This window comes from Bacteroidales bacterium (genome assembly GCA_016709865.1).
Lineage (GTDB): Bacteria > Bacteroidota > Bacteroidia > Bacteroidales > VadinHA17 > LD21.
On record JADJLX010000003.1, the window covers coordinates 370,547 to 388,881 of the forward strand.

Below are 18,335 nucleotides of genomic sequence, written 5' to 3' on the forward strand. Positions count from 1 at the left end.
AGCAAATCGGAGAATTCTTATTGAAGTAATTGTTATTTGTTTTACTTTTAACATCACAGCTTTTAACAGGGGAAGTAATATTATGAAAAACTTTTTCACAGGTAACAAGATTAAGATATTTCTTCATGTTCTGGCATGGGCAATTCTTCTGGGCCTGCCACTCTACTTTGTTCAGAGATTTGATGTTGGGAATGACTTTATCTGGCTCTATTATATAAGTAATGTAGTTAGCGGGATAATATTCTATCTTAATTATCTTGTTCTTGTACCAAGGTTCTTTTTTAATAAGAAGAAGCTCAGGTACTATCTTACTGTGCTGGGGATGCTTGTTTTTTTCTTTTTTGCATCCAACGGATTGAATGAGCTGGTTTTTAAATATGTGCCCGGACAGGCAAAATCAGTTATTGCAGGCAGTCAGCAAAATGAAATGCGTAAACCAGGCCCTCCGGCTCCCGACAAGTTTTTAGGGCGTCCCCCTTTTCGTCAGATGCATCTTTTCAATTATGTTTTTACCAGTATGTTCCTTGTTTTCTTTTCAGTTGGATTAAGAGTGCTGGAACGGCACTCCGATATTGAGAAATGGCAGAAAGAGCTCGAGAAGGAAAAACTTAATTCAGAACTCGCTTTCCTTAAAAATCAGATCAGCCCTCACTTCTTTTTTAATACACTGAATAATATCTACTCTCTTATAAGCATTAACCAGGACGACTCACAAAAAGCAGTATTAAAGCTTTCAAAATTAATGAGATACCTGCTATATGAATCTGAACAGGGTAACACAAAGCTGAGTAATGAAATAGAATTTATGAATAATTATATTGACCTTATGAAGCTCAGAATGAGTGAAAAGATCAATCTTTCAATTTCATTTCCTGAGGGCTATGAGGACAAAAGTATCCCCCCGCTTCTCTTTATTCCGTTTATTGAAAATGCATTTAAGCATGGGATAAGCTACAGGGAGAAATCATTCATTGATATTAGCATGACAACAAATCATGATTCCATTTCATTCAGATGCATCAATAGCATTACTAAATCAAGGGAAGACTCTGAAAGCGGACATTCTGGAATAGGACTGGAAAATGTAAGTAAAAGACTGAACCTTCTGTTCCCCGGCAGCCACGACCTGAAAATAAACAAATCCGATGCAGAATTTGAGATACTTCTTCAGATTAAAATTGCATAATGATTACAACTATTGCCATCGATGATGAACCTCTTGCGCTTCAGCTTGTAACAGGTTATATCGAAAAGACGCCCGGATTAACGCTGCTGGGCAAATTCGACAATCCGATCGATGCAGCTGAATTTCTGGCTGATAAGACTGTTGATCTCATCTTTGTAGACATACAAATGCCGGATCTCTCAGGAATCGAATTTACCCGCCTACTGGAAAAAGGACCGAAAGTTATCTTCACTACGGCATTTGAGAAATATGCCCTTGAGGGGTACAAACTGGAGATTGTTGATTATCTTCTGAAGCCTTTCAGTTATGAAGAGTTTCTTGTCTCAATTCAAAAAGTCCAGAGGTTGATGAGCCTTGAAAAGAGAGCTGCCATTAAGGTTGATGCCAATAATGAATTCCTTTTTCTTAAATCTGATTATAAGATTAAGAGGATAAATTTCAATGATATCCTTTATATTGAAGGTCTTAAAGACTATGTAAAGGTATTTACTCAAAATGCCAGCAAGCCTTTATTATCGCTCACCTCACTTAAATTACTTGAATCAAAACTGCCTGATAGTAAGTTCATGAGGGTCCACCGATCATTTATTGTGAACCTTGAGAAGATTGATACTATTGAAAGAAGCAGAATTGTTTTCGGCAAGGAGTATATCCCCGTCAGCGATCAGTACAAAGACATATTCCAGGAGTACCTTGACAAAAACTTCCTGTAATTATTTTAGCGGTCTGATGTGCATTGCAAAGCCATTATTTGCCGCAAGGCTTACAGGAAGGACAGTTTTATTATTTACTTCAGTACTATCAACCCTAACACGTGTTCTTGTTTCAATTGCGGGATCGTCTGAATAAATTTTTACTGAGTATTTTACACCGGGTGAAAGGAATTCCAGTCTGATATCTAATTTCCTTGCGGTTTCACCATTAATACCCCCGACAAACCATTCCTTATCTTTTTCTCTCGCAATTACACCTATCTCACCGGGTTTAGCATAAAGAACCTTTGTATTATCCCACACTGTCGGAACATTGTTAAAAAATTCAAGTTCAGGTTCATCTCCTATATAATTAGTGGTGCCCCATAATCCATCATCTTTCTTAAGAGATGGAGATGCTTTATCATACCAGTAAATGAACTGTAAAGGACTGAAGATACAAACCGCTTTAGCAAGCTGGGATGCATGTGATCCCATTTTCTTGTCAACTCTCTCATTATAATAGCATATCGTATTATCACCCTGTCCGGCAATCATCCTTGTGAACATGGTAGTGAGAGTGTGTGAATTTGTTGGACTCTCCTCGTCTCCCCTGATTCCTTCCATTGTCAGGAAGTTGGGGTATGTACGCGAAAATCCTGTTGTCCTGTATTCATCATGAACATCAGCAACCATTTGGTATTGAGCAGCTTTCTTAATTGATTCATGCAGCCAGCCTGTGACCTTCTGGTTTCCTACCTGAACAAAACCGAATTTAATTCCTTTTATTCCCCACTCTTTATATATAGGTAAAAGAGTGTCTATCTGTCTTTCAAGTGCTCTTCTGTTTACATATAAAAGGATGCCAATATTTTTTGAATTGGCATAGCTGATAACCTCCCTCATATCAAGCGGCCCTTTCGATCTTGCAGGATCGAGATTCACAGCCTTCGCATCAGATTCATCCTTGTTTTCCGGTCCGTACCATCCGGCATCAAATTCCACATACTGCATATTATGAGATGATGTGAAGTCAATGGCTGCTATGGCACCTTTTGTTGTAAGGGTAACCTCACGAAGCACCTTTCCCGGTTTAATCCACGACATATCCTCAATTGCAGAAGGATCATTAAGGTTAAGAACAAAATAGTTTTTCTCAAGAAGGTCGCCAGCATTTTTCCCTATCATAACATATCTCCAGGGCGATTGGAAAGGCAGAGCCATTTTAACTTCTCCGTCAAGCCGGCTTCTTATTGATATTCCGCCCGATGAATCTGGTTCGAACTTCATTCTGGCATAATCTATCAGTTTAGCTTCACCAAGTGCTATTGTCAGTGTCGTATCATATTCAATTACCAGAGGCCTCTCACAACCTTTCTCAATCTGACTAAGTGGTACATGTTTATACATAGCCTGTGCCCTGGCGGCAGACCAGGCTTTGTAATCTTCAGGGAATCTGAAGGTAAATCTCTCATCAGCTATTTCGATGGAATCAATACCCGGTTGTTCAGGAAACACATACGCAATTGCAACGCCCTCATTATAAGCCCTGCAGATCAGATTTAGTTTCAATGAGGAACTCTCGAGGTAAATAGTAGTCTGATTATAACTATCCGGTACTTCTCTTCTCTCTCCAAAAGGATTGATCCAGATAGTATCAGATTTCATTGTTGATGTGCCTGTAATCCGGAATCCTGAAATGTCATCATGGTTCTTCAGTACTATATCAAGGTTAGAGGGAAGCAAAATAGTTCTGCCACCTGAGCTTACTGAAAATCCAACCAGAGAATTCACCGTATTATTGTCTGATTGTTTGATTTGAATCTTTATTGTTCCATCAGGAGAATATACATCTACTTTTTTCTGAAATGAACAGCCACTGGCAATTATTACCGCTATAAATATGGTCAGGATTTCTTTTTTCATTTGATTTTAAGCTTAGGGTATTCAAAGGTATATTTTAATTCTTTGAATCAAAATCTTTTAAAAACACAAGGAGAAGATGCATCTCTTATAATTTAGAAAAAATATAAATAAATTCCAAACACCCCTATAAAAAAGGGGAATATAAATCAAAAAAGAATAAAAAAGACGTATGTACCCCCTAAAAAAGATATGTAAAATAAAATAAATAGTAAAATATTTGATCTGACCCCCTAAATTTATTATGTTTGTCACGAAAAATTAATTGCCTATTGGTAACAATAAAAATGTGATGAAGATGTCAGGAAAAAGAAAACTGCTAATGGTAGTGCTGCTGATGATAAGCAGCACGGGTCTGTTTGCTGCAGACGGAACACCGATTGACACAGGGGCAACGGCGTGGATGTTAACTTCCACTGCTCTTGTTTTATTAATGATACCCGGACTTGCAATGTTCTACGGAGGATTGGTAAGGTCAAAAAACGTTCTGGGAACGATTATGCATAGTTATGTGGCTATGGGAATCATCAGCGTTTTATGGGTAATTGTGGGCTATAGCATGAGTTTTGGTACAAATGTTTTTGGCGGATGGTTCGGGTGGAATCCTGATTACTTCTTCCTCAAAGGAATTGATACCAACGTCATGGATGCCGGGGTTCCGGAGTACGTTTTTTCAATGTTCCAGGGAAAATTTGCAATTATTACACCTGCGCTTATCGCAGGAGCTTTTGCTGAAAGGATAGCTTTCAAAGCATATTGTTTCTTCATTGCTCTTTGGGGATTGCTTGTCTATAATCCGCTTTGTCACTGGGTTTGGGCTTCTGATGGTTTCCTTTTCAATCTTGGAGCAAAAGGTGCCATAGATTTCGCAGGAGGTACAGTAGTGCATATATCAGCCGGGATTAGTGGCCTGGTTGCAGCATTATATCTGGGTGCACGCCGCGGATATCCTTACCAGGTCATTCGGCCGAACAACCTCGTAATAACAATGCTTGGTGCAGGACTATTGTGGGTGGGTTGGTTTGGATTCAATGCAGGTAGCAGTATATCTTCCGGATTAAGCACAGCTCAGGCTCTCACAGCCACTCAGGTTGCTGCCGCTGCCGGTGCACTTACATGGGTACTTATTGAAAGTTACCATCAGGGTAAGGCAACAGCACTTGGATTTGCCAGCGGTATCCTTGCCGGACTTGTAGCAGTTACCCCTGCAGCCGGTGTTGTTCAGCCTTATGGAGCAATGGCCCTTGGAATTCTGGCCTCAGTTATTTGTTATATGGCAATTCAGTTGAAAAATAAACTCGGATATGATGACAGCCTTGATGCTTTCGGGATACATGGAGTTGGCGGAATCGTTGGTGCTCTGTTCCTTGTTTTCTTTATCCGTAAATCATGGATGGCTGAAGCTGCTGTTGCAGCCGGAGGAAAATGGACCGTATGGAATCAGCTCGGAGTACAGGCACTGGCAGTTGGAATTGCAATAGTATTCGCAGGTGTAATGACTTTCATAATTCTCTACAGCCTTGATAAGATTATGAAGATACGATCTAAGGAAGATGATGAAATGGCTGGTCTCGACAGAGCCTATCATGGGGAGAGAGGTTATGGTATGTTAAATCCAAGTTAATTGACTAATCTTATAAACATCATAAAATGAAATTAATAACAGCAATAATAAGAGAGGTACAGCTTGACAAAGTCAGAGAGACTCTGATCGAAGCTGAGATTACAAGAATAACAGTTAGCAGGGTATCCGGACATGGTCAGCAGAGGATTGAAGAGATGTACAGGGGACAGAGAATCGTCCCGGATCTCATACCCAAAATAAAAATTGAAATAGCAGTAAATGAGGCATTTGTTGATATTACCGTAAATGCAATTCTTAAATCTGCGAGAACAAACGGAGCCGGTTCAGTTGGCGATGGCAAGATATTCATCACACCTCTTGAAGAGTGCATAAGAATACGTACCGGAGAAAGAGGCGGTACTGCAATATAGGGTTTGTTAGGTTGGTTAGTTAGTTTTGAAACCCGGAGTTTAACGCTCCGGGTTTTTTATTACCAAATGTTAAAAAAATATAATTAGTTGCATTTATACTCAGGTTATTAACTAAGATTAAACTGTTTTTGTAAATTTATCATCTCTTACTAATTACCTACCAATTATCTACCTACTATGAGTAATAAAAAACTAAACAGGAAATCGTCGGAAAGTAAAAGCATTTCAAGGCGGAACTTTCTGGGTACAACAGCTGCAGCAACAGCAGCATTTACAATAATTCCCCGTCATGTAATGGGAGGAACCGGATATACAGCTGCCAGCGATATGATTAATGTTGCCGGAATTGGGGTTGGAAGCCAGGGAGGTGGTGACATTCAGCAGATTTGTTCACCTGATGTTCCGATTGCAAGACCACAGAGAAACTCCAACGGTACTCCAATGACTGCTGAACAGATTGCTGAGCAGCAGGCAAGAATGGCTGCAAGACAACGTCCTGCCGGTGCAGCAGGAGCTCCGGGAGGCATGAATACAAACGCAACAGTTCAAATGGGAGCCGCAGGAAGCGGACAGAAAATCGCCCTGGCAAATATCTATGCACTCTGCGATGTTGATCATACTTATGCCGGACATATTCTCGCTGGATATCCTAAAGCAAAAAAATATACCGACTGGCGCGAAATGCTTGAAAAGGAAAAATCTATCGATGCAGTTGTCATAGGCACTCCCGATCATAACCATGCAATAATAGCTTCTGCCTTTATGAAGGCTAAAAAGCACGTCTATCTTGAGAAACCAATGGCGAAAACTATTGTTGAATGCCGTAAACTTGCAGAACTCGCAAAAGAGACAGGAGTTGTTACCCAAATGGGAAACCAGGGGCATGCAACTGAAGGGACACGCAAAACTGTTGAATGGATTCAGGGAGGCGTAATAGGCGATGTAAGGGAGGTTCAGTTATCAACTAACCGTCCGATGGGATTCTGGCCTCAGGGCGACATGAAAAGACCTGCAGGAATGCCAACTCCTGCCGGACTAAATTATGATGTATGGCTCGGACCGGCTCCTGAAAAACCTTATCATCCCGATACACTTCACTTCTTCTGGAGAGGTTTATGGGATTATGGTACAGGTGCAATGGGAGATATGGGTGCTCATATCTTTGATGCTGCAATATGGGCTCTGAACCTTGGTATGCCAACAAAAATTCAGGCTACAAGTTCTCCATATAGCACTGATTATATGCCTCTTTGTGAGCTTGTTACATATGAATTTCCTGCAAGGGGCAATATGCCTTCAGTAAAAGTAACCTGGACAGATGGCGGATTAAGGCCTCCGCGTCCTGAGAAACTTGAAGCCGGCCGTGCAATGAAAGATGCAACATACTATGGATCAAAAGGTATAATCACTCATGCAAGTCACGGAGCAGTTCCGGAACTTATTCCTGCTGATCCCGGATTCACTGGTCCTGCTGCAACTATCCCCCGCACAGGTAATATTTTTGAAGACTGGATTGGTGCTATTAAAAATGGCAAAAAATCATGCAATGATTTTGCAATTGCATCGAAACTAACTGAAATTATGCTTTTGACAAACATAGCTGTTAAACATCAGCGTGCTAACGTGACTCTTGAGTATGATGCAGCCAATATGAAAATTACCAATCTGCCTGAGGCAAACAGCATGTTTCATTATGAGTACCGCAACGGATGGGCATTATAATTTCAGACTATCTAATCAATCTACTTAATAATTAAATTTATGGAAAGTAATAAATCAAAAAAGGCTATTTCAAGGCGTAAATTCCTTGGTAATGGTGCTGCTTTAGCCGCATTATCAGTTGTTCCTGTTTCTGCATTTGGTAATGTTGGCGGATTATCAATTCCTGCATCCAAAAAGGAAAGTGGTTCAAATTTCGGTGGCGTTAAATTTGGCGCAATAACCTATAGCTGGAGGAGCATGCCCGGCGGACTTGAAAACATTGTAAAATATTGCAAAGAATCAGGTATAAGCAATATTGAACTTATGAGCGGTGATCTGGAGACATTCCTTGGAGCACCAAAGAATCCAATGCAGGGAATGGGTGGCGCACCCAGGCCTGCTGCACCTCCCGCAGGCGGAATGCCGGCAGGGGCACCCGGAGCACCCGGAGCACAGGCTGGCGGAGCTCAGCAACGTCCCCAGAGGACTCCCGAACAGATAGCTGCAGCTGAAAAGTATGCTGCTGATCTAAAAGACTGGAGGATATCTCTTCCAATGTCAAAAGTTGAAGCTGCCAAAAAACTTCTAACTGATGCTGGTATCAGTGCTCATATTGTAAAATTCTCTCCATCGCGCTGGTCGGATGAGGAGATTGACTATGCTTTCAAAGTTGCAAAAGCTATGGGTGCTAAAGGAGTTTGCGATGAAATAGGTGAGGAAGCTGTTAAAAAAATGGCTCCATTTGCTGAGAAGCATGGGATGTATGCCATTTTTCATAATCATATGCAATTTGCAACTCCCGGATTTAGTTATGATCCTTTCCTCGCAGTTTCAAAATCAGTTATGATGAATTTTGATACGGGTCATTTCTTCGGTTCAACAGGAATTCACCCTAATACAATTATTGAAAAATACCACGATCGGATTATAAGTGTTCATATGAAAGATAAAACCGGTCCGAAAACAGATCCGGCAAATACAAACCAGGTCTGGGGACAAGGCGAATCTCCAATTTCTGACATTCTGCTTCTTCTTAAAAAATCAAAGTGGCCGATACACGCAGATATTGAACTTGAATATGAAATTAAACCATGGTCTAATCAGGTGAAGGAAACTGCAACCTGTGTTCAGTATGCACGTAATATTCTTATTTAGAATAACATAACACCTTCAAAGCCCGGGTGGTCTGCAATGATTACCCGGGTTTTTCTTTACGTTTACCTCCTTAGAATTTCTTTGAATGGGAGCCATAAAAAAAATTGTTTCATTTTTACTTTTGGTTGCATTCGCATCATGTATCGATCCATATATTCCGGTCCTCAATAACTATAGTTCACTTCTTGTGGTGGAGGGTCTAATTACTAATGAAAATAAACCTTATAAGATCAAGCTTGGAAGGACAACAAGCCACGAAGAGTCTATACCTGAGATGGTTAATGATGCCAATGTCAGCATCATTGATGGAAATGGAAGAAAGGTCACTCTTCAGCATTGTGGTGACGGATACTATAAAACTGACAGCACTTCATTTACAGGTGTAATCGGCCAGAAGTACACTCTCCAAATTATTACAAGTGACGGAAAAGATTATAAATCCGAAGAGTCAGTTATGTTGCCTGTTGCCCCAATTGATAAAATTTATTTTGAGAAAGGTGAAGAGATTTCCGGAATATTGGGAGAGTTATTTACAGGTCTTAAGATATTTGTTAATTCATCAGTTGCACCTGAAATGAATAAATTCTTCCGCTGGTCCTATGAAGAGGATTGGAAGATCAGGATGCCAAACCCACAGGTGTACACATACGAGTACGTTAATGATACAACAATAAATTTTGAGTATGTACCTGTTATAAAATCATTTTGCTGGAAGAAGTATCAACCGGGTGAAATAATAACAGGTTCAATCCTCCCGGGTGAAGATAATCAGATGTTAAAAAAGGAGATCAGCTTTATTGCTCCGGTTAAATCTGACAGACTGACAATTCAATATAGCATACTAGTAAAACAGTACTCAATTTCCGAGATGGAATTCAACTTTTGGAATAATCTGAAGAAAGCCGGGGAAGCCGGAGGAGATATTTTCGCTTCACAACCATTTCCTGTAATAAGTAATATTCATAATGTGAATAACAGGGAGGAACAGGTTTTGGGTTTCTTTGAAGTATCATCGGTTACCCGGAAAAGACTCTTTGTAACGTCACATGAGCTTGAGGCACTAAATCTCCCTCATTACAGATCAGCTTGCGACGAGATCCCTAAATCACCTGATGATTTTGGTACTGCAAACTTTACATGGGACGATGTTTACCACATGTATACTGATAAGGGCAAGTATGTTTTTGTAAGACCTGAAGTCACCCCCAATACTCTTGTTGCGGGTCATGTATATGTCAGGAATCTACTTGAATTAGTTTTTGCTCCAACTGCATGTGTCGTATGCGAAACTTCCGGACTTACAACAAAACCGGATTTTTGGATTGATCTGGAATAATTGACCTGTTACAAAAATTTCTATATCGACTCACGCAGGGCATTCATTTTCTTATGTGTATAATTCTTCTGCCTTTTAAAAATCAGATCAGGTTTTTGTCTTTTATCTTATTCTTCCTATATTTGAATAAGTGTTTCGTTTCGTGCTAAAAACTTATCACTATGTTAATAAGAACATTTGCCAGTGCCGTAAATGGTATTGATGCCGCCACTGTAACTATTGAAGTTAATGTCTCACGTGGTATTCAGTTTTTTCTTGTTGGATTGCCTGATTCAGCTGTGAAGGAGAGTCAGCACAGGATTGCATCTGCCCTCCGTTCGCTGGGTTTTAAGTGGCCCGGAAAACAGGTTGTCATAAACATGGCTCCAGCTGATATCCGCAAGGAGGGATCATCTTACGACCTGCCTCTGGCGATGGGCATACTTGTTGCCGATGAGGAAGTAACAAAAGGTGCCATTGAATCTTTTGTAATGATGGGGGAACTGTCGCTCGACGGAACCCTGCAGCCTGTAAAAGGTGTTTTGCCTATTGCACTGAGAGCGAGGGAGGAAGGATTCAAAGGAATTATTGTTCCTTCAAAAAATGCCAGGGAAGCTGCTGTAGTTGAGGGACTTGATGTATATGGGATGGAGAATCTCAAAGATGTTGTTGATTTTTTCAACGGTTCACGTCAGTTTAGTCCGGTAAGGGTAGACCTGAAGGAACTATTTGCATGTGAGGCGAATAAATATGATATTGATTTTTCTGATGTCCGGGGCCAGGAGAATGTTAAAAGGGCCCTGGAGGTAGCGGCTGCCGGAATGCATAATATTATAATGGTAGGACCTCCCGGTGCCGGCAAGACTATGCTGGCAAAAAGAATTCCGACAATAATTCCGCCTCTTACCCTTGAGGAAGCGCTTGAAACTACCAAAATACATTCGGTTGCAGGCAAAATAGATGACCATACTGCTCTCATGACCAAGAGGCCATTCAGATCGCCACACCATACAATATCAGATGTCGCTTTGGTAGGCGGTGGTACATTTCCACAGCCCGGAGAAATTTCCCTGGGACATAATGGCGTTTTATTCCTTGATGAGCTGCCGGAGTTCAAGAGAACTGTACTTGAGGTCATGCGACAGCCTCTTGAAGACAGGGTAATTACAATTTCGAGAGCAAAATCAACATGCGATTACCCCGCAAGCTTCATGCTGGTGGCCTCAATGAATCCATGTCCGTGCGGGTTTCATAATCACCCTGAAAAAGAGTGTATGTGCTCACCGGGGATGGTTCAGAAATATCTCAATCGTATATCAGGACCGCTGCTCGACAGGATCGACATTCATATTGAGGTTGTCCCGGTAAATTATGATAAGCTTTCAGATTCCGGAAAAGTGGAACACTCATCGACTGTTCGCGAGAGGGTTGTAAAAGCGAGGGCTATACAGGCAAAGCGTTTTGAATCGGTGAAAGGTGTTTATTCTAATTCACAGATGTCGTCGTCGATGCAAAGGAAGTATTGCCAGCTCGATGAGAATGGCGGCAGATTACTTAAGACAGCTATGGAGATCAGGGGATTATCGGCCAGAGCTTATGATCGCATATTAAAAGTGGCCAGGACGATTGCAGATCTGGCTGATTCTGATAATATCACAGCCGAACATATTTCAGAAGCAATTAACTACCGGAATCTCGACAGGGAAGGGTGGGCAGGATGAGGGTCAGAGTTCGGCTTCTCTCACTCTGACTAATAATCATACCCCAGAGGAGTGGCAGGAAAAGTTTTTTATTAAATTTGTTAGACTCAAGTTCTTTCAATTTAATTCTCAAAACCTGTCAAATGAAAAAGATATCATTACTCGGTACCGGACTTATAGGGGCCTTCTATGCAATGTCGTTGCATTCGCACAGAAGAAAAGATGTTATTCTTAATGTCTGTTCTGCTCATGAGGAATCTGCCAGGGATTTCTCCAAAAGATTTAATATTCCTAAACATACTACAAACCTGAAAGAAGCGATCGAAGATCCTGATATTGATACAGTTATTGTGGCTCTTCCGAATTACCTTCATAAAGAGACTATACTGATGGCATGCAGGGCAAAAAAGAATGTACTGGTTACAAAACCATTTGCCATGAATGCAGTTGAAGCAAAAGAGATCCTGGATGCTGCAGAAAAGTCAGGAGTCTTTACGGGGTATCTTGAAGACCTTGTATATACGCCAAAAACGTTAAAGGCAGTTGAGATGGTTAAAAACGGATCGTGCGGCAGGATACTCTGGACCAGATCACGTGAAGCACATTCCGGTCCTCACAGCGCATGGTTCTGGGATAAATCCAAATCAGGAGGCGGCGCCCTGGTCGATCTGGGTTGCCATTGCATAGAGATAGGAAGGAATTTCATAGGAAAAGATATCAGGCCTGTTGAGGTAATGTGCTGGGCAGAGACTCAGGTAAAACCTATAGAAGCAGAGGACCATGCTATAGCTCTGATTAAATATGAAACAGGTGCAATATCCCAGATAGAAGTCAGCTGGAATTTCAGAGGAGGAATGGACCTGAGAGATGAGGTGTCCGGTACTGAGGGTACAATAAGGCTAGATCACTGGCTGAGAACCGGATTTGAGGTATTCACATCAGGAAGTACAAATAAATATGTTTCAGAAAAGACCGAGAGTGATACCGGCTGGCTTTTTCCTGTAGGAGATGAGGTAAATGAGCTCGGTTATTCCGATATGTTTACAGATATGTTTGAATCTATGGAGTCGGGAAGGGACCCCCTGGAGACATTTTACGATGGCTATATAGTTAATGCTATTATGGATGCCTGCTATAAATCTGCTTCAACAAAAAAGTGGGAGCCTGTTGAGATTTCAGACTGGAGAGGGAAAGTAGGACTCTCTTCTCACGTTGATCTTGTGGATTATGACGAAAAATTCTTTCTGATTAAAAAGGAGAAGATGCCGGATGGAAAGGTAAAAATTATGCTTAAAGATAAATCATCGGGCCAGATTGTACAGAAGATTATTGAAAATTGAAAAGAGCATAAATATCATAAAAGATTTTTGGCATGATATTTTCTATATATTTGTTGCAGCTGTTAAAATATTAACAGTTGATTGTTAAAAGAATATTTACTTAAAACTAAGGATTATGATATTAAAGAAAGGACTTTTAATGATTTGTGTTGCATTGCTTCTGGGAAGCGTTGCTTCAGCTCAGAATTTCAAGTATATTGGTTCTGATAAGTGTAAACTCTGCCATAATAAGCCAGCTACAGGCGACCAGTATGGTAAATGGCTTAAAGATCCACACTCACAGGCTATGAAATCACTTAGCAGTCAGGCTTCACTTGATTATGCTAAGAAAAACGGTATAGCTGACCCTGCAAAAGACGCCAAATGTCTGAAGTGCCATTCTACTTTTGACAGTGTTGATCCCAAGATGAGAAGCACCATAACTCAGGCCGAAGGTGTTGGATGCGAATCATGTCACGGACCAGGCAGTGCATATAAATCTCCTGCTGTAATGAAAAGCAGAGAGCAGTCAATGAAGATGGGACTGGTTCTTCCTACAAAAGAATTATGCGTGAAATGCCATAATAAGGAGAATCCTTTCCACAAAGAATTTAATTTCGAGACTTTCTCCGCAAAAATCGCTCATCCTAATCCTGCTGCAAAGAAAAGCTAAGGATATTCGCAGAGAATCAAATTATAAGGCCTTTGCTCTGATTAGAGCAAAGGCTTTCTTTTTTATAATCCCTTATAACTCAAAATCCCTGTAATATTCGGAGGCGCCATGACTTGTGGTAAGAAATACGGAAGTGTTGTAAGGTATATGCAAGACTTTCTCCCCACCTTTATAACAATACCTGTGTTATTCCGAGTCTCCATAAAATTATATTGTACATCAAGTATTATGACAAACGGCTCTGAAAGAGCCCAATATGAATAACCCCCGGTGTAACCCTAATCTTTATACACATCTTTTTTGTTAAGTTCCTGCTATGTGTCACCAAGTTACCTGTCATCCCTGAGCGGTAGTGAGGGATCTCCTTATCTCTTTAAGCAATTGATTAAAAAAGAAATGTGATGGCAACCACGGATTTTTCATATTTAGCCACTTCGTGGCATAGAAATCTGCCAGGATTCTCCATTAAATTATTTACCTGTTCCTTCAGAAATAATTTGAATAAATTATTTCCTTCTTCTTTCAATTAAATCTAAAAAACACGAAAAGTGTTGTATAAATCATCAAGTGTTGAATAAATACACACATGGTTTAACCCCCTTAATAATCACAACATTGAGAGTATAGAAAATATACACTGTATATTAATTCAACACTATTGTAAAATTAATATATTGAAATAAATTGACTAACAAACAGAAATACAGATATATAGAGGGTTGAAAATTATTTGGCACCATTGTTGAAAACCTCAAATTCAGATATTAAAATATGGCCAGAACACAGAGATTTTTAACAAAGACAACAAATAACTAAAGCAATGAAACGAGCAATCACATTTTTAACATGCTTATTAATAGTAGGTTACAGCTGTATCGCTGGAAACGCACCGTTAAGTGAGAGCAGATCCCTTTCGTCTGACTCAATTATGGTCCTCAGTACCCCTGATTTGTATAATATCTCAACAAAGTGGGCTGCGGAATACAATAAATTAAATACCGGGACAAAAATCAGTGTTTTTTCAGTTACTGATGCCGGTATGGAAGAAACCCTTTCCACAAAAGGAAAAATCGGGTTCATATCAGGTGATGTCCCCTCTTTCCTGAATGAGGAACCATTTTCAAAGCTTGTTGTTGGCAGAGATGTTCTGATTCCTGTAATAAACTCAAATAACCCCCTTCTTAAAGAAATAGATCTTAAAGGGATCTCTCCGGAGAACCTGCTTTTATACCTTAATCGCAGCGAAGGAAGAAACTGGGGAACACTGTTAAGTGGTTCACAAAGTACTCCTGCAAATTTCTATTTTGTCGATGATAAAACAATCTCCGATGGAATAGCAGGCTTTTTAGGGAAACCGGAATTGCAGATTGCTGGTATTAAAAAAGAAAACAGCAGTGAATTGCTGGCTGCCATTCAAAAAGATCCGTACGGCATTGGATTCTGCAAAATGGTAAATGTTATAGATTTTCAGAATCAGGCACTAATTGAAAACATTAGTCTGATGCCTATCGACAGGAATAATAACGGAGTGCTGGATTACAATGAGAATATCTATACCGATTTAAACAATTTTTCAAGAGGCGTATGGATAGGAAAATATCCCAGATCATTATTCAGTAATATTTATTCGGTCACTTTAAAACAGCCAATAAGTGAAAATGAGTCAGCATTTCTGAAATGGGTCCTTAACGAAGGGCAACAGTTTCTTTATTCAAACGGATACTCTGATCTGTTGATCAGTGAAAGGGCCACTAATACCGATAAATTGTATGAAGCACAGGTTTATGCAGGAGCAGATGCTGAGAATAAATCTGTATTTGGTACTATTCTGATATTTACTCTCTGCCTGGTGCTGGCAGGCTTCTTGGCTGATTCCGCAATCAGGTATTTCAGGAGGGATAAAACACTGCAGACTACCTCATCACCGATACCTAATCCTGTACTAAATACCAACGGGCTGAGTGTCCCCGGAGGAATCCTTTTTGATAAGACTCATACTTGGGCATTTATGGAACAAAACGGATATGTTAAAGTCGGAATTGATGATTTCCTTCAGCATATCACAGGAACTATAACAAGGATCAAAATGAAAAAGGAAGGGGACAAAGTCAAGAAGGGTGATCAGATTCTTTCAATCATTCAGAACGGGAAACAGCTGAACCTCTATGCTCCGGTCTCAGGAACTATAAGAGAGATAAACACCATGCTTGACACAAACGGATCAGTAGTTAATACTTCACCATATAACGAAGGATGGGTATATAGAATGGAGCCCTCAAACTGGCACAGGGAAAACCAGCTGCTGTTCATGGCTGAAAAGCAGAAGGAGTATATTAAAAATGAATTCATCAGGCTGAAAGATTTCTTAGCCACAGCCCTTGGAACAGATAAGGAAATGTATGCCCAGGTTATACTTCAGGATGGAGGTGAGCTTGTCGATAACACTCTGTCGAATCTCGGACCTGAAGTATGGGAAGACTTTCAGTCGAAATTTATCGACCCGTCAAGACAGATATGGTTTCATGAATTATTTTAGAATCAATAAAATATAAATATTATGGCTCTGAACAGAAAAGACTTTTTTAAAGTACTGGGCGTAACAGGAGTTACACTGGCTATCGGGAAAGAGGCCGGGGCAGTACCAAAAAAGGAAGAAAGTATTGAATTCAAAGGAATTCTTTACGACTCAACAAGATGCGCTGGCTGCCAGACCTGTGAGTCAGCATGTGCTGAGGCAAACGGCTTGCCTTCACCCACTGCAGCTATTGAAGCAGGTGTTATCAGAAATACTGATGAAGTTCACCGGACGGTAGTTAATGCATTCAATTCAAGTAAGGGTGAAACCTATTTGAAAAAGCAGTGTATGCATTGCAACGAACCAGCCTGTACTGCTGCCTGCCTTACACAGGCCATGTATAAAACAAAGGAGGGAGCTGTGATCTGGAGAGGAGATAAATGCATGGGTTGCCGCTATTGCATGGTTTCCTGCCCGTTTGATGTTCCGAAATTCGAATATCATAGTGCAAATCCGAAGATAGAAAAATGCAATATGTGTTACAGCAGGCTGGGTGAAGGTAAAATACCGGCATGTGTTGAGAATTGTCCTGCTGAAGCTTTGATGTATGGGCCAAGGCGCGACCTGATTAAGGAGGCGAGGAAAAGAATTGTCGAAAATCCCGATCAGTATGTCGATCATATTTACGGCGAACATGAAGCAGGGGGAACAGGTTTTCTTTATATCGCAGGTGTCCCTTTTGAAGAGCTTGGGCTGAATACTTCCATTCAGAAGGAGTCATATCCATCCTTATCGAAAGGGTTCCTGTACAGCGTCCCGACAATATTTGTTCTGTGGCCGGCCATTTTGCTGGGTATCCGTGAATCAACCAAAAATAATCACCTCAAATCTGATGAGAATGAATAGTCTAAACTACACAATAGCAAAAGACAACGATGGTAAATCCATCTGGAAATTCCTTGCAGGCGAAATGAAACCCAGAGGGAGTTTCCTCACACCTTTTAATATAATATCCATTCCCATAATGATTCTGGGACTGGTGTTGATTGTAATCCGCTTCTGGAAAGGACTAGGCTCTGTTACAAACCTGACACAGGAGGTACCCTGGGGCTTGTGGATTGGATTTGATGTTGTTACCGGTGTTGCATTTGCAGGGGGCGCTTATGTACTGACATTCATGGTGTATATTCTCAACATGCAGAAATATCACTCAATTGTCAGGATCACAGTGCTTAACGGATTTCTGGCATATGTATTCTATGCGGGAGCCCTGCTTCTCGACCTGGGAAGACCATGGAATGTCATAAACCCGATAATTGGCAACAGTTTCGGAACAAGCTCAGTATTGTTTCTGGTAGCATGGCACTTCCTGCTCTACATGATTGCCCAGCTCATTGAGTTTTCACCGGCTGTTGCAGAATGGCTTGGTGCCAGGAAAGCAAGAAAAATTCTCTCGGGAATGACTGTTGCAGCTGTCATTTTCGGTATCACGCTTTCAACTCTGCACCAATCTGGTCTGGGAGCTTTATACCTGATGGCTAAAGACAAAATTCATCCTCTCTGGTACAATGAATTCATTCCGATTATGTTTTTTGTTTCCAGTATCTTTGCCGGTCTCTCCATGGTAATCTTCGAAGGATCAATAAGTCACAGGGTCTTTTTCAATCAGATAAGCGAAGAAAACCATAAATCTCACAACAGTATTATAATAGGTTTGTCAAAGATCTGCGCAGTTGCGATGTTTGCCTATTTCTTTCTTCAGGTTCTCGTATTCGTGCATGGTAAGCGCTGGGACCTTCTTTTTACACCAATGGGTTATTGGTATCTGCTTGAGATGTTTGGTTTTGTAATGTTTCCGATGCTGTTGTTTTTCTACAGTTACCGGAGGAAAAACATTAACCTAGTTAAGGTAGCAGCAATACTGACAATGCTTGGAGTAATACTTAACAGACTCAATGTAACTGTTATTGGTTTCAAATGGGACGCAGCGATAAGATACATTCCTACATGGATGGAACTGGTTGTTACCCTGGCAGTTATATTTACTGAGATTTGGATATTCAGATGGGTAGTCAACCGTATGCCGGTACTGAGGGAATCACCTTCGTGGGTAAATGATAAACATTAATATTAACAGGTTTGGGCAAGCATTAATGCTCAT

Annotated in this window: 14 protein-coding genes; 13 read left to right on the forward strand and 1 reads right to left on the reverse strand. The window is 40.6% G+C overall.

All coding sequences use genetic code 11. From position 1 onward, the window contains the following. The first annotated feature begins 82 nt into the window (after positions 1 to 82). The gene (locus IPJ16_07170; protein ID MBK7626970.1) at positions 83 to 1,186 is read left to right on the forward strand and encodes a histidine kinase; all 1,104 of its coding nucleotides are present in this window, start codon (positions 83 to 85) and stop codon (positions 1,184 to 1,186) included. Further along, positions 1,186 to 1,899, forward strand: coding sequence for a response regulator transcription factor (locus tag IPJ16_07175; protein MBK7626971.1), 714 nt, complete (start codon positions 1,186 to 1,188; stop codon positions 1,897 to 1,899). Before IPJ16_07170 ends, IPJ16_07175 begins: the two co-directional genes overlap by 1 nt. On the opposite strand, the gene IPJ16_07180 is transcribed toward IPJ16_07175, so the two are convergent. Continuing rightward, positions 1,900 to 3,804: a glycoside hydrolase family 97 N-terminal domain-containing protein gene (locus tag IPJ16_07180; protein MBK7626972.1), complete on the reverse strand. Its 1,905-nt coding sequence runs from the start codon at positions 3,802 to 3,804 to the stop codon at positions 1,900 to 1,902. It abuts the gene before it with no gap. A 289-nt stretch (positions 3,805 to 4,093) separates the two neighbouring features. On the opposite strand from IPJ16_07180, the gene IPJ16_07185 reads away from it, so the two are divergent. The 11 genes from IPJ16_07185 (at position 4,094) to nrfD (ending at position 18,302) form a co-directional block, all read left to right on the forward strand. Beyond that, on the forward strand, positions 4,094 to 5,425 hold the full coding sequence (locus IPJ16_07185) for an ammonium transporter (GenBank protein ID MBK7626973.1): 1,332 nt from the start codon (positions 4,094 to 4,096) through the stop codon (positions 5,423 to 5,425). A gap of 26 nt (positions 5,426 to 5,451) precedes the next feature. After that, positions 5,452 to 5,796 carry a P-II family nitrogen regulator gene (locus IPJ16_07190; protein MBK7626974.1) on the forward strand — a complete coding sequence of 115 codons (345 nt, stop codon included), beginning with the start codon at positions 5,452 to 5,454 and terminating at the stop codon, positions 5,794 to 5,796. A gap of 177 nt (positions 5,797 to 5,973) precedes the next feature. Then, positions 5,974 to 7,518, forward strand: coding sequence for a Gfo/Idh/MocA family oxidoreductase (locus IPJ16_07195; protein ID MBK7626975.1), 1,545 nt, complete (start codon positions 5,974 to 5,976; stop codon positions 7,516 to 7,518). Between the two features lie 39 nt (positions 7,519 to 7,557). Next, positions 7,558 to 8,652 (forward strand): sugar phosphate isomerase/epimerase, encoded by a 1,095-nt coding sequence (locus IPJ16_07200; GenBank protein ID MBK7626976.1) that lies wholly within the window; start codon positions 7,558 to 7,560, stop codon positions 8,650 to 8,652. 85 nt (positions 8,653 to 8,737) lie between these two features. Next, positions 8,738 to 9,988 carry a DUF4249 domain-containing protein gene (locus IPJ16_07205; GenBank protein ID MBK7626977.1) on the forward strand — a complete coding sequence of 417 codons (1,251 nt, stop codon included), beginning with the start codon at positions 8,738 to 8,740 and terminating at the stop codon, positions 9,986 to 9,988. Positions 9,989 to 10,149: 161 nt separating this feature from the next. Next, positions 10,150 to 11,688 (forward strand): YifB family Mg chelatase-like AAA ATPase, encoded by a 1,539-nt coding sequence (locus IPJ16_07210; GenBank protein ID MBK7626978.1) that lies wholly within the window; start codon positions 10,150 to 10,152, stop codon positions 11,686 to 11,688. Between the two features lie 122 nt (positions 11,689 to 11,810). Further along, on the forward strand, positions 11,811 to 13,007 hold the full coding sequence (locus IPJ16_07215) for a Gfo/Idh/MocA family oxidoreductase (GenBank protein MBK7626979.1): 1,197 nt from the start codon (positions 11,811 to 11,813) through the stop codon (positions 13,005 to 13,007). Positions 13,008 to 13,122: 115 nt separating this feature from the next. Then, positions 13,123 to 13,659: a hypothetical protein gene (locus tag IPJ16_07220; protein ID MBK7626980.1), complete on the forward strand. Its 537-nt coding sequence runs from the start codon at positions 13,123 to 13,125 to the stop codon at positions 13,657 to 13,659. 820 nt (positions 13,660 to 14,479) lie between these two features. Continuing rightward, the gene (locus IPJ16_07225; GenBank protein ID MBK7626981.1) at positions 14,480 to 16,195 is read left to right on the forward strand and encodes a hypothetical protein; all 1,716 of its coding nucleotides are present in this window, start codon (positions 14,480 to 14,482) and stop codon (positions 16,193 to 16,195) included. A 21-nt stretch (positions 16,196 to 16,216) separates the two neighbouring features. Further along, on the forward strand, positions 16,217 to 17,080 hold the full coding sequence (locus IPJ16_07230; protein MBK7626982.1) for a 4Fe-4S dicluster domain-containing protein: 864 nt from the start codon (positions 16,217 to 16,219) through the stop codon (positions 17,078 to 17,080). Continuing rightward, a complete protein-coding gene (gene nrfD / locus IPJ16_07235; GenBank protein ID MBK7626983.1) occupies positions 17,073 to 18,302 on the forward strand; it encodes a polysulfide reductase NrfD in 1,230 nt (409 codons plus the stop codon). Before IPJ16_07230 ends, nrfD begins: the two co-directional genes overlap by 8 nt. The last annotated feature ends 33 nt before the right edge of the window (positions 18,303 to 18,335 follow it).

Bases quoted from the DNA above. Each gene is read 5' to 3' on its own strand.
- IPJ16_07170 (MBK7626970.1), top strand. From the start codon at position 83: ATGAAAAACTTTTTCACAGGTAACAAGATTAAGATATTTCTTCATGTT.
- IPJ16_07175 (MBK7626971.1), top strand. From the start codon at position 1,186: ATGATTACAACTATTGCCATCGATGATGAACCTCTTGCGCTTCAGCTT.
- IPJ16_07180 (MBK7626972.1), bottom strand. From the start codon at position 3,804: ATGAAAAAAGAAATCCTGACCATATTTATAGCGGTAATAATTGCCAGT.
- IPJ16_07185 (MBK7626973.1), top strand. From the start codon at position 4,094: ATGAAGATGTCAGGAAAAAGAAAACTGCTAATGGTAGTGCTGCTGATG.
- IPJ16_07190 (MBK7626974.1), top strand. From the start codon at position 5,452: ATGAAATTAATAACAGCAATAATAAGAGAGGTACAGCTTGACAAAGTC.
- IPJ16_07195 (MBK7626975.1), top strand. From the start codon at position 5,974: ATGAGTAATAAAAAACTAAACAGGAAATCGTCGGAAAGTAAAAGCATT.
- IPJ16_07200 (MBK7626976.1), top strand. From the start codon at position 7,558: ATGGAAAGTAATAAATCAAAAAAGGCTATTTCAAGGCGTAAATTCCTT.
- IPJ16_07205 (MBK7626977.1), top strand. From the start codon at position 8,738: ATGGGAGCCATAAAAAAAATTGTTTCATTTTTACTTTTGGTTGCATTC.
- IPJ16_07210 (MBK7626978.1), top strand. From the start codon at position 10,150: ATGTTAATAAGAACATTTGCCAGTGCCGTAAATGGTATTGATGCCGCC.
- IPJ16_07215 (MBK7626979.1), top strand. From the start codon at position 11,811: ATGAAAAAGATATCATTACTCGGTACCGGACTTATAGGGGCCTTCTAT.
- IPJ16_07220 (MBK7626980.1), top strand. From the start codon at position 13,123: ATGATATTAAAGAAAGGACTTTTAATGATTTGTGTTGCATTGCTTCTG.
- IPJ16_07225 (MBK7626981.1), top strand. From the start codon at position 14,480: ATGAAACGAGCAATCACATTTTTAACATGCTTATTAATAGTAGGTTAC.
- IPJ16_07230 (MBK7626982.1), top strand. From the start codon at position 16,217: ATGGCTCTGAACAGAAAAGACTTTTTTAAAGTACTGGGCGTAACAGGA.
- nrfD (MBK7626983.1), top strand. From the start codon at position 17,073: ATGAATAGTCTAAACTACACAATAGCAAAAGACAACGATGGTAAATCC.